Genomic DNA, 12264 nt, shown 5'->3' with positions numbered 1-12264 from the left:
GTGGTGGGTGGCGCGCGTTCGGAGATCCGCGGATCAGGTGTGGATCAGAGGTCGCGGGTGCGCAGGGACCACCAGCCCGCGCCCGCGCTGCCGATGGTCCACAGCAGCAGGACGACGACGGCGGCCGGTGTCGGCGCGAGGATGTCGCTGTCGGGGAAGGAGCCGACGGCCACCGTGGCGATGGTCGCCGATCCGGGGAGCAGGGTGGCGACGCCACCCATTCCGACGGCGTTGGCGATGAGCCAGATCAGCGGTTCGGCGATCAGCAGCCAGCCGAGCAGCACCGCGATCGCCGCACCCGATTTCCGCAGTACCAGGGCCAGCCCGGCGCCGATCAGCGACCAGCAGGTCGTGGCGAGTAATCCGCCGCCGAGCACGGTGACCAGTTGCGTGCCGAACTCGACCTTGCCGCGCCCGAAGATCAGCAGGCAGGCGAAACCGACGAGTTCGACCGCGACGGCAACCGTCAGCGCTATGGCCCCGGTGACCAGCAGTTTCGAGGCGATCAGGCGGTCACGGTCGGTGGTGAACAGCGCGGTGACCGGCATCGAGTGATACCGGAATTCCGCACCCGCGCCCGACGCGCCGAAGACGGCCGCCGCCAGGATCGTCACCGCGATCGCGGCGTAGAGCCCGATCGAGGCGGCGCCGGTGGCCGGATCGGCTTCGGGGTCGGCGGGGCCGGAACGGACGCTGGTCGCCAGGCACGCCACCAGCGCGACGGCGGGCAGCAGGGCGGCCAGCATCGCGTTCGAGCGCAGTGTCGCGGCTTTGCGGAGTTCGGAGTTGACGGCGGGGACGAGATCCGGGGGCAGGAGGGTGATCACCGTGGAATTCCGTAGGACGTCGGCTGCTGGACGGGGTGGTTCGGGTACGGGGCGGGTGCCGCGAACGGTATCGGTGCGGTGGTTCTCGGTTTGGTGAGCGAGGCGAGGACCCGATCCGGGTGGATCGGGTCGGCGGTGACGCTGTCCAGTCGTACGCCCGCGGTGTGCGCGGCGTCCCGGATCTGCGATTCGGTCGCGTCGGCGACCGCGAGTCTGCCGTCCGGGCGGATCACCGCGTCGGTGTAGCCGCGCGCGGCGAGCACGGTCGCGAGCGCCACCGGGGTGGATATGGCGACGACGAGCCGGTCCGGATGTCCGCGCCGCAGTTTCGCCGGGGTGCCCTGGTAGACCACCGCGCCCTCGCTCATCACGACGAGGTTGTCGACCATCGGCACCACCGCGGCCAGCGACGTGCTCGACAGCAGCACGGTGCCGCCCCTGCGGTTGTGCCCGCGCAGGAAATCCTGCAACCATCCGCGTTCGGCGGCGTCGAGACCTTCGGCCGGTTCGTCCAGGATGAGCAGTGGTGGGTCGGCCAGCAGCGCGGTCGCCAGCGCGAGCCGGGTGTGCTGTCCGGCGCTCAACGCCGAGATCCTGGTGTCGGCGTGGCCGGACAGCCCGACCGAGTCGAGCACTTCCTCGACCCGCCCGTCGGGCACGCGCGCGGCGGCGGCGTGGATCGACAGGTGGTCGCGGGCCGCGCGGGCCGGATGCAGCCCGCGCGGGCAGAGCATGCCGCCGACGGGCGACCCGCCGCCGATACCGGCCACCGAGCCGGGGCTGCCCACCGACGCGGTGCCGGTGGTCGGACGCACCAGACCGAGCAGGACGCGCAGCACCGTCGACTTACCCGCGCCCGAGGGCCCGACCAGGCCGACGCTGGTGCCGGTGTCGACGGCGAAGGTCACATCCTGGATCGCCACGGTCTGTTCGTAGCGCTTGGTCAATCCGCGAACGGAGAAAGCGGGGCGTGCTGGAGTCACCGCGGGCCCGGGGTCCGCCGAGGTGCGGACGGATCGATCGCCTTCAGCGGATCCGCTTCGATGACCAGATGCCTGGACGCGGGCCAGCTGCTCGGCGCCGCGCCGAAGGCCTTGTGCGCGTTGACGATCGTGGTCTTGCCCAGGGCGCGGTTACCGACACCGCCGATGACGGCGCCGATCCCCATCGGGATCACCTTGCCCGCCATCAGCGCCATCCGCTTGGTCAGGAATCGGACGATGAAACGCTTCATCAGCGAATCGTTCATCCCGGACAGGCCGGGTATGCGGGTGGCGAGCAGCGTGCCCCAGTTCTTGGCCGAATGGCCGACCGACTTCTCCACGATGTCCATGCCCGCGTCACCGAGCACGACGGCGATCACCAGCGCGCGGCGCTGTTCCTTGGCTTCCGGCGCGATGCCGTGCACCCCGGCGATAGCGAGGGTGTACAGGGCCGAGGCCTCGAGGAAGAAGGCGGTCTCCGCGGTGATCGTCGCCAGCGAGGCGACGGTGCCGACACCGGGCATGGCGGCCGTCGCGCCCGCCGCCGTACCGCTGCCGGTGACCGCGAGCAGGTAGAACCGTTCCAGCCGGGTGATGATCTGAGCCGGGGTTTCGTCGGGGTGTGAGCGCCGGACCATGTCGATGTACTTCTCCACCGCGGGGCCCTGTAGCTTCGATCCGTTCTCGAGCAGCGTGACCACGGTCTTTTCGAACGCGCTGTGCCTCATCGGCAGAACCCCTTAGTCTCAGCATTCGCTGGCAGAACTCTATGGCACCGAGGATTGCTCGGCCCAACACGGCAACGAACCGCATCACTCGACGGGTTCCCCGTTACGGCCGATATACCCGGTCTAGGGCAGGACCGGTGTCGGCACCTGTTCCGACGGCACGGGCGGCGGTGGCGGCGTGCCGTCGCCGAAGGGGCGTCCCCCGAGCGATTCGCGGCCGTGCGCGGTGAGCCAGCCCGAAAGATCCGGTCCCTTCGGCACGATCCGGGTGGGATTGATATCGGTGTGCACCACGTAGTAATGGGTCTTGATCTGGCCGAAGTCGATGGTGTCTCCGAAACCGGGCGTCTGGTAGAGATCGCGGGCGTAGGCCCACAGCACCGGCATCTCGCTGAGTTTGCTCCGGTTGCATTTGAAATGTCCGTGATAGACCGGGTCGAAGCGCACCAGGGTGGTGAACAGTCTGACGTCGGCCTCGGTGATGGTGTCGCCCACCAGGTAGCGCTGCCTCTCCAGACGCTCGGTGAGCTGGTCCAACCGGTTGAAGAGCCGGTCGTAGGCCGTGTCGTAGGCATCCTGGGTCCCGGCGAAACCGCAGCGGTACACCCCGTTGTTGACGTCGCGGAAGATCGCCAGACTCACCTCGTCGATCTCATCGCGCAGCGGTTCCGGATACAGCAGCGGGGCGCCGGGGCGGTGCAGGGCGGTCCATTCGGTGGAGAAGTCGAGCGTGATCTGCGCGTAGTCGTTGGTCACGACCTGACCGGTCGCGATATCGACGATCGCGGGGACGGTGATGCCGCGCGGATAGTCGGGGAATCCGGCGAGGTAGGCGTCACGCAGCTTGGCGATGCCGAGCACCGGGTCGACACCGCCGGGGTCCAGATCGAAGGTCCAGCTCAACTTGTCGTGGGTGGGCCCGCAGAGTCCGAGCGACAGCGTGTTCTCCAAGCCCAGCAGCCTGCGCACGATCAGCGTCCGATTGGCCCACGGGCACGCGCGGGCGGCGACGAGCCGATAGCGGCCCGCCTCGACCGGGTAGCCGTCACGGCCGTCGGCGGTGATCCGGGTGGTGATGTAGTTGGTGTCGCGTTTGAACTCGCCGGACTCGACGTAGGTACCGGATTCGGATGCCGACTTGGTCACCGGCACAGTTTGGCAGATCCGGGTTCTAGGCTGACCGGATGAGCGAATCGAAGGCGACCCGGCTGGAACGTGAAGTCACCGGCGGCGGCGCGGAGGTGGCGATCCTCACCTTCGCCAACGCGCCGCTGAACCTGTTCGACCAGGCGATGTTCGACTCGCTGGTCGGCGATATCGCGGAATTGGCCGCGCGCCCGCCCAGGGCGGTGTTGCTGCGCGCCGAAGGCAAGGTCGTCTCCGGCGGCGTCGACGTGCACGTCTTCGACGGGTTGTCGGTGGAACAGGGCGCTGAATTGTGGCGCACCCTGTTCGCGCAGATCATCCATCCGATCGAAGCGCTGCCGTGCCCGGTGGTCTTCGCCGCGCACGGCCTGACCCTCACCGCGGCCTTCGAGATCGCCTTGGCCTGCGACATCATCCTGGCCGCCCCGAAGGCCAGGTTCGGTCTGGTGGAGACGGTGGTCGGGCTGACCCCGTCGATGGGCGGCCCGCAGCGGCTGGCCGAGCGCGCCGGATCGGGGCGCGCCCGCGAATTCGTGATGACCGGCGATCTCTACGATGCGGCGACGATGGCCGACTGGGGTGTGGTCAACGCGGTGCACGAGGATGTCGACACCGCGGCCAGGCAGTTGACCTACCGGCTCGCGCAGGGGCCGACCCGCGCGCACGCCGCCACCAAACAGATCGTCGCGGCCTGGCGTTCCGGCGGTGTGGCACACGCTGATTCGGTCACCCCGCAGGTTTCCGGCGTGCTGTTCGACACCGAGGATCTGCGCGGCGCGGTGCGCAGCTTTCTGGAGGTCGGACCGGGTAAGGCCACCTACACCGGTCGATGACCGGCGTGTCCGACATGACACGTATCGCCGCTAACCCAGCGAGATTGTGATCCTCGTCATATAGTCGCAGGTGCCTGGTCGCTCGAGGCGCGCGGAGGACGAATGTCGCAGCAGTTGTTGGTCGAATACCCCATGGCAGGGCCGCCCGTGTGCGCCAACCCGCTGGCTCGCGGCGCAGACGGTGTGCTCAGGTACGGCAATCTCACCCCCGCGCTCACCGAGTTGCTCGATCTACGGGTGCACGCGTTCGCCCAGCGCGAGGCGGTGGTCGAGATCGGCGGCCCCCGGTTCACCTACCGGGAGCTGTGGCATTCCGCCTCGCGGATCGCCGGAGGTTTACAGGAGCACGGCATCGGATACGGCGACCGCGTCGCCATCCACATGCCCGTGGGTGCCCGCTGGGTGCAGGCCTTCCTCGGGGCGCTGCTCAGCGGCGCGGTGCCGGTTCTCGTCCACGACGGCCTGCCCGCGGCGGTGGCCGACCGCGTGATCGCCGACAGCAGAGCGGATTTCGTCCTCGGCTCGGGCGCGGGCGACGAACTGCCCGACGGCGCGTCCTATATCGATGACGGCGCCGCGCTGAGCGATCTGGCCTTGCTCTGCTACACCAGCGGTCCCGCGCCGGGCGCCACGGGCCAGGACGCCGAGCCGAAGGGCGTGGAACTGACCAACGAGAATCTGCTCTCGGCCATCCGGTCGGTGGTCGGTGCGCTGGACCTGCCGACCGACGGACTGCGGAACCTGCTGCTACTGCCGTTGGCCCATGCCAGCGGCTGCGTCGATCAGTTGCTGCCCACCTTCGCGGTCGGCGGCACCGTCGTACTCGCCCCCGATACCGGGAAACTCGCCGAGGGGATCGCGACCGAACGGGTCGACATGGTCTCGGCGACCCCGCGACTGTTCGCCCGCCTACTACCGCAACTTGCCGCGCTGCGTCAGGACGGGATGCGCACCGAGGGCGTGTCGCGGATCAGCAGTGCCGGACATCGCGCCGAACGCATGTTCGTCCCCGCCGCGGGCGCGACGCCCTCGGCCGCCCTGCGTGAGATCTTTCCCGCCGCGCGGCAGTGGTCGGTCTGGGGCGCGACCGAGACCAGCGGTATCGGTCTCGCCGTCGACGACCGCGCCGAAGCGGATGCCGCCGTCCTCGGATTCCCTTTCGGCGGTACCGAATTGGCGCTGTTCGGGCCGCGCGCGAGCTCCGGGCACGGTGAGTTGCTGTGCCGGGGGCCCAATGTCACGCGACGCTACTGGAACGATCCCGAGGCGACCGCCGATCGCTTCACCGGCAGCTGGTTCCACACCGGCGATCAGGTCACCATCGACGCGGACGGCCTGGTCCGTCGCGGTGCGGCGGGTCAGTCGGGATTTCCACGCATCGATTGATTACTCCAGCATCGTTTCGCGCAATCGCGCGCGCACTTGCGTGGTGAGACCGATGGCCTCGAGATAGCTGTCGAAGTCACCGTGCTGTTCCAGCGCCGCGGCCAGGGCGACGTTCAGATATTCGTTCCTGACACCGAGCAGATCGGCGGTCAGTTCGACACCCTCGGGCATTTTCGGCTGCAACATCGCGCGCAGCGAGGGGACCGCGTCGTTACTGCGCAGGAAGTCGGCGAAGATATCGGATTCGGTGACCCCGACCGCGTACAGCAGCGTCGCCATCGCCCAGCCGGTGCGGTCCTTGCCCGCCGCGCAGTGGACCAGGACCGCGCCCTCGCCGCGCAGCACGGAGTCGGCGATCGCGGCGATCGCGCGCTGGGCCTCGGGCAGTGCGGGGAAGAACCGGTAGACCTCGAGCATATGGGCCATGCCGAAGGAGGTGCGCGCCTCGTGCGGCGGCCGCTCGCCCATGCGCGAGTCGAACGGGGTGATGTTGAGCCGGACACCGTCGGGCAGATTGTCGTGCCCGACGTGGTCGATCTCCCGCAGTCCGCGCAGGTCGTAGACGTCGGTGACGCCGAGTTCGCGCATGGTGGCGTGGCCGTCGGGGGTGAGGCCGCTGAGCTGGGCCGAGCGGAGCAGGACGCCGGGACGGACCGTCGCGCCGTCGGCGGTGCGCAGGCCGCCGGTGTCGCGAAAGTTGAAGGTGCCGGAGATGAAGAACTGGTCGATGGGGGTCGGGAGAGTCACCGACCCAGGCTATCGGCCGGGGGTTGCCGTGGGAATCGTTCGCTCGGCGAAATTCTGATGACCGGTTCGTGAGGATCGCTCTGTGTTGTGTGCCACAGCGACACCGAGCGGTCCCTGAATCGTCCGTACAGTGGATCGAGGTGTCTCTTGCCGGGAGGGTCGATGAGACCACACCCAGAACGGGGTTTCATCAGTGCCGAGGGATGGTCGCGAAGCCATTCCGTTTGGGTAACAAAACATTCTTTCAGTCTGAAATTACCCGTTGAACCCGTTCTTAAACCTTGATAACCCTCTACCATTGGTGAACGTTGGACCGGGCAGCCCCGTGATCTCAATGATGAGGTCGGTGGGAGTGGTCGCAATGTTCAGCGAGTCGCGCCGCAGTTTGCGCGAGTTTTTTCGCCGAGGGAGTCGTCGTTGAGCGCACGTGGAGAGATAGCAGAGGTGCGGTTCCGGCCGGCGATCTGCGAGGCCGTGGAGAAGGCGGCCGCCTCGCTCGATTTCACCGGTGTGCGAGCACTACGAGTGTTGTTGCACGCCGGGGTCAGCGCGTACTGGCCGATGGTCAAGGCCGCGCCGACCAAACAGGTAAAAGCATATGAGGCGACCGTCAATGCATTACGCGAGAGATGGGACGTCCCGCCCGATTGCGCGCCGGACCCTTCGGCTCGCGCGATGTTCCGTGACATGGATGCCGAGGTCGCGTGGTTCCTCGACCTCTGCGCGGCCCGGTCGGGCACGCAATGGTTGGAACCGGTCGAGTCGATCGCCGCGTACGCGGCCGCGATGTTGCAGGGCACGGTGCTGCGGTGGCTCGCCGACTGTGATGACGAGACCGCGTTGGTCGTATTGGACGACCTGGTCAGCGGCCTGGCGGGACGCGCGACCGACGCGTACTGACAGGAGCTGGACGTCTGACCAGTTTGGTGGTTGAGTGGGGACGGTGACCTCGCCGATCGCGCGGCTCCACGCGGCAACCGCCGAATTGGATCCGCCCATTGCCGCCATCGACCTGCCCACACTGCGTGCCAACGCCGCCGATCTGGTGCGCAGGGCGGGCGGGGTCCCCATTCGCGTGGCGAGTAAATCAGTGCGCTGTCGCGCCGTCCTCGAGGAAGTGCTCGGATCCGGACCGGCCGGGGGTTTCGCGGGCATCATGTCGTATTCGCTGCGCGAGGCCATCTGGCTGGTTCGGCTCGGCGCCCGTGACGTGCTGTTGGGTTATCCGAGCGTCGACCGGGCCGCCTTGGCCGAACTCGCGGGCGACGCGACGCTGCTCGATTCCATCACCCTCATGGTCGACGATGCCGAGCAACTCGCGCTGATCAGGGCCGCGGTCGGCAGCGACCGGGTCCGGCCGCGGATCTGCCTGGATGTCGACGCCTCGCTGCGGGTCGGCCCGATCCATCTGGGCGTGCGCCGCTCCCCGATGCGCACGCCCGATCAGGCCGCGGCACTGGCCCGGGCGGCCGTGGATCGCGGTTTCGACGTCGTCGGCGTGATGACCTACGAAGCGCAGATCGCCGGACTTCCCGACGGCAATATCGCGATTCGCCTGGTCAAGAAACTCTCGGCCGCCGAGATCGCCACCCGGCGCACCGAGGTGCTGGCGGCGGTGCGCTCGGTGGTCGGCCCGTTGCGGATCGTCAACAGCGGCGGTACCGGCTCGATCGAAGTCAGTATCACCGATCCCGAGGTCACCGAGGTGACCGCGGGATCGGGCCTGTACGTGCCGACGCTGTTCGACAACTACCGCGCGTTCACCCCGCGCCCCGCCCTCTTCTTCGCCACGTCCGTGCTGCGCAGGCCGACGCCGTCCATCGCGACCGTTTTCGCCGGTGGTTACATCGCTTCCGGACCGACCGGTCCGTCTCGCGTGCCGAAGCCGGTGTGGCCCACCGGATTACGGCTGATCGGCACCGAGGGTGCGGGCGAAGTGCAGACCCCGCTGTCGTCGGCGTCGGGGCTGCGCATCGGTGACCGGGTGTGGTTCCGGCACGCCAAGGCGGGCGAACTGTGCGAGCGTTTCGATCGAATCCACCTGGTGGACGAGGACGGCACGCGCAGCGCGGTTCCCACCTATCGCGGCGAAGGGCAATGCTTCGGCTGACGCTTCCCGAACTCAGGGCGAACCGCTGGTCGGTTCGGCGCGGGGTCAGCTCGGCGTGGCGGTCAACTCGAGGAATCGGGCCAGATCCGTCACCTCGCCAGGTGTGGACGGCAGATATTCGGTCAGCAGCGTGGAGCGGATGATCACCGCCTTCCACATCGCCCGGCACAGCGCGGCGTGCAGCACACCGCGCGAGAGCGGGAACGACATGCCGTAGGGCGCGTCGGCGGGGGTGGAGGTGGTCATCGACAGCAGGACCACCGCGGCCTGCCTACCGCGGAAGCGATCCGGGGTGCCGACGAGGACGTCCTCGATCTTGGCGCGGGCCAGCATGGTGCGAATCCGGCCGACCTGGGCGCCGTAGGGCGCGACGACGAAGATGTCGTGCGGATGCAGGCGGCGGGTCATCGTGCCGACCGTCCACGAGACGCCGAGCAGCGTGCGCACCCGCCGGACCACCTCGCGCGCTTCGGCCTCCGATTCGGTGGTGTTGCCGAGGTGACCGACCAGCACCGCCTCGATGCCGGGCACCACCCCGTCGAGTTGGCGTGCGAGCGTGATGGTTTCGTTGGACCGCAGCCGATCGTCGTAGTAGAGCCGTGAGATCGGCTCGCAGACGCGCGGATGCATCCGCCAGCTGCGATCGAGGAAGTAGCCGCGTTCGGCGGACAGGGTGGCCCGGTCCTCGATCAGCCAGCCGAGCACCGATTCCCCGACCGGTTCCTGGTGCGCGGCGTGCGCCGTCGTCGGCGCGAGATCGCCGATCAGCAGCAGATTGCGCGCGCTCGGGCCGACCGAGATCATCTCCGCCAGCGCGAAACCGCCCGCGTCGGCGATCACGAGCAGATCGAGGGCCTGCTGCCCGATCAGGTCCTCGTTCGCGAAATCCGCGGGCGCGCCACCGATGACGCACCCGTTGACGGCGTTGTCGAGAAAACGCTGGTAGCGGCCCGCGTCGATGACGGCCCACTCCGGCGCGACCGATTCGACATCCTTCTTGGCCACCAGTTCCGGGAGCACGCCGAATTCGACCACCGCGTCCAGCATGTTCTCGATGGTCGGATGCGATCGCGCCACCACACCCACCCGCCAGCGATGTTTGGTCACCAGGCGTTCGATCACCCGGGCCGCGGTGGAGGTCTTCCCGGTGCCGGACGGACCCTGCACCGCGACGTAGGAGTCGTCGAGTTCGCGGATCGCCGCGGTGATCGCGGCCGCGTGATCGCCGTGCACCTCGGCCAACGCGGCGCCGTCGCGTAGCCGGGGCGGCCTGCGCGCCAGGATGTCGAAGACGGCGCTGCGCGGTATCTCCGGCAGTGTCACCAGCAACTGCTGGGCGGCGAATTCCACCGCGCCCTCGGCATTCTCGTCGCGGGCGGGCAACTGTGGCGCGATGGCGACGGGCAGATCGTCGTAGGGTTCGCACCCGGCGGGCAGTAATTCCTCGAGGCGGACCGTGTCGTCGAAATCCGGGTCGACCGAACAGCCGAGCACGGTGGCGGTCGCGGTGGCGCGCCTGCCGACCGCCGTCACCATGCCCGCGGCCACCGGGCGGTCGTAGTAGGTATAGACGGTCGCGCCCGGCGCCAGCGTCGTGCCCGCGCCGCGACCGGTGCCGATCCGTCCGGTCAGGGTGAGATAGCGCCGCATGGTCGGCCGGTTCGGGCTGTGATGCCATTTGGTGTCGACGGTGCCCCAGTCCGCTACGAGCACACCCGCCGCCTCGGGCCATTCGTTCACCGGGTGGCTGAGCCGGTCCATATGCGCCCACCACAGCGGTCGCCGCTCGCGCCGGTGGTAGCCGAGCGCGGCGGCCATCAGCGCGGCCGGATGCGGCGCGGGACCCGCCGCGCCGCGACCCGCCGCGAATTCGGCCAGCGCCGCCTCGATGGACGACGGGGGCGCGGGCGGAATCGTTTCCGCCCCCTGCGAATCCGGGCCGCACCAGGACCGCGTTCCCGGGGGCGGTACCGGCCACGGCGTGATCCGTTCGTCGGCGGCGCGGTCGAGCAACCAGTCGCGCAGTCGCAGGATCGTCGCGCAGTCGGCGGATTCGCCCGTCGCGGCATCGAGAGAGAGGCGGTCGTGGAGAAATTCGCGCAGGGTCTCGAGCCGATACGATCGCCGCCCGATGACGGCCGTGTTGCGCAGGATCGGATACAGGTCGACCAGCACGCCGTCGCACAGCAGTTCGTCGGCGATCTCCTCGCCGACGCCGTACCCGCCGGTGCTGCGCAGCAGTGCCGCGCGGACCTCGCGCGTGAAGTAGTACACCCGCATCGCGGGATGGTCGCGACGTCGCGAGACGAGGAAATCGAGGGTGTCGGCCACGGCGTCGCGTCGCGCGGCCGTCGCGGCGGGTGAGTCGCCGGGAATCCGGTAGCTCCGATAGGTGACGCCGGGGCCGCCCACCTCGATCCGCAGCGGTTCGCCGGGGGTGTCGTCCAGGATCAGCGCGAGGTCGCCGGCGGACGGCGGTGGCAGCGCGCGCAGCGCGTCGGGGTCGAACACGGCGTACTCCGGGCCGCCGGAATGTTCACCGGCGACCTGGATTTCGGCCTGACGCCGCAGGGTGCCCACGGTGCGCGGGGAGAGTCCGGCGACCGCGGATTCGGTGACCGCCAGCCGGTCGATGGTCGCCGTCCCGGCCTCGCGCAGTCGCGCTCGCGCCGGATTGCCGAGTCCGGCCACGAGCAGCAGATCGCGCGCGGTGGTCAGCGCCGAGGTGCAGGTCGGGCATCGACCGCAGGCAAGGAAGCGTGGATCACCCCATTGCACGGGTAGCAGTTCGCTGAGTTTCTCCTCCACGATCCACTCGACCCGGCGCCTGAGCGAACGATAGATCGGGACGAGTTCGGCCGTCGGCAGATCGGAAAGGTCTCGGCCCCAGTGCAATCGGACCACGGCGGCGGTGGATAGCCCGCGGGCGTCCGCGGCGTCGGCGCAGGCCGCGAGTTCGAGAGCGGCGAGTTCCAGTGCCGCCCTCACCGATTCCCGCTGATACGGCGCGGTGCCGTGCGCGGTGTAACCCGCCTGATCGCGCACCAGGAATTCGCAGGCGCAGACGAACCGGCCGTCGAAGAAGGTGGCGCCGTTCACGATATCCGCGCCCGCGCGCAGTGCCGCGTCGGTCTCGGCGTCGACGGCGCGCAACGCCGCGACCCTGGCCTCGGGATCCTGCGGTTCGGGATCCTGCGGTTCGGGATGCGGCGCCCGCACCTCGACCATGGTGTCGCCGAATCGATCCCGGAAATCGGTGCGTGTGCGTTCGCGTTCCGCGCCGATACCGGGCACCGCGGCGATATCGCCGAAATCCGCCGATTCGGCCGCGAAGGTGCCGAGCTCGGTGTCGAGGGCGCGCAACAGCGCGAATTCGCACCGCGCCGCCCGCACGAGATCAGCGGCGGTGCACACGACACGATCACCGAACACGAACAAACGCGGCCCTCCTGTGTCTTACGGGACACCCGCACTCGCGGCGCCCCGACGAACACCGGCACCCGA

At 69.0% G+C, this 12264-nt stretch carries 10 protein-coding genes; 4 read left to right on the top strand and 6 right to left on the bottom strand.

What is annotated here, in order from left to right; translation table 11 throughout:
- Positions 1-44: 44 nt before the first annotated feature.
- The 4 genes from OG225_RS28380 to OG225_RS28365 form a co-directional block, all read right to left on the bottom strand.
- Positions 45-827 (bottom strand): ABC transporter permease, encoded by a 783-nt coding sequence (locus tag OG225_RS28380; protein ID WP_405178051.1) that lies wholly within the window; start codon positions 825-827, stop codon positions 45-47.
- Complete coding sequence (locus tag OG225_RS28375) at positions 824-1774, bottom strand: ATP-binding cassette domain-containing protein (protein WP_405178050.1); 951 nt, start codon at positions 1772-1774, stop codon at positions 824-826. The genes OG225_RS28380 and OG225_RS28375 overlap by 4 nt, the downstream gene beginning before the upstream one ends.
- Before the next feature lie 32 nt (positions 1775-1806).
- Positions 1807-2538 carry a hypothetical protein gene (locus OG225_RS28370; RefSeq protein ID WP_405178049.1) on the bottom strand — a complete coding sequence of 244 codons (732 nt, stop codon included), beginning with the start codon at positions 2536-2538 and terminating at the stop codon, positions 1807-1809.
- A 123-nt stretch (positions 2539-2661) separates the two neighbouring features.
- Complete coding sequence (locus tag OG225_RS28365; protein ID WP_405178048.1) at positions 2662-3684, bottom strand: glutathione S-transferase family protein; 1023 nt, start codon at positions 3682-3684, stop codon at positions 2662-2664.
- A gap of 38 nt (positions 3685-3722) precedes the next feature.
- On the opposite strand from OG225_RS28365, the gene OG225_RS28360 reads away from it, so the two are divergent.
- Positions 3723-4517, top strand: coding sequence for an enoyl-CoA hydratase/isomerase family protein (locus OG225_RS28360; RefSeq protein ID WP_405178047.1), 795 nt, complete (start codon positions 3723-3725; stop codon positions 4515-4517).
- Positions 4518-4619: 102 nt separating this feature from the next.
- Complete coding sequence (locus OG225_RS28355) at positions 4620-5903, top strand: class I adenylate-forming enzyme family protein (protein WP_405178046.1); 1284 nt, start codon at positions 4620-4622, stop codon at positions 5901-5903.
- On the opposite strand, the gene OG225_RS28350 is transcribed toward OG225_RS28355, so the two are convergent.
- Complete coding sequence (locus tag OG225_RS28350) at positions 5904-6650, bottom strand: tyrosine-protein phosphatase (protein WP_405178045.1); 747 nt, start codon at positions 6648-6650, stop codon at positions 5904-5906. It lies immediately after the preceding gene.
- Positions 6651-7067: 417 nt separating this feature from the next.
- Here OG225_RS28350 and OG225_RS28345 point away from each other — a divergent pair, with 417 nt between their 5' ends.
- Both OG225_RS28345 and OG225_RS28340 read left to right on the top strand, forming a co-directional pair.
- Positions 7068-7550, top strand: a complete 483-nt coding sequence (locus OG225_RS28345; RefSeq protein WP_405178044.1) for a TetR family transcriptional regulator — start codon at positions 7068-7070, stop codon at positions 7548-7550.
- A gap of 43 nt (positions 7551-7593) precedes the next feature.
- Positions 7594-8760 (top strand): amino acid deaminase/aldolase, encoded by a 1167-nt coding sequence (locus OG225_RS28340; RefSeq protein ID WP_405178043.1) that lies wholly within the window; start codon positions 7594-7596, stop codon positions 8758-8760.
- 45 nt (positions 8761-8805) lie between these two features.
- Here OG225_RS28340 and OG225_RS28335 read toward each other — a convergent pair whose 3' ends face one another.
- Positions 8806-12192, bottom strand: a complete 3387-nt coding sequence (locus OG225_RS28335; RefSeq protein WP_405178042.1) for an AAA domain-containing protein — start codon at positions 12190-12192, stop codon at positions 8806-8808.
- Positions 12193-12264 lie beyond the last annotated feature (72 nt).

Source organism: Nocardia sp. NBC_01377 (genome assembly GCF_045040005.1).
In the GTDB taxonomy this organism is placed as follows: Bacteria; Actinomycetota; Actinomycetes; order Mycobacteriales; family Mycobacteriaceae; genus Nocardia; species Nocardia noduli.
This window is presented reverse-complemented; position numbering and strand designations above follow the sequence as displayed.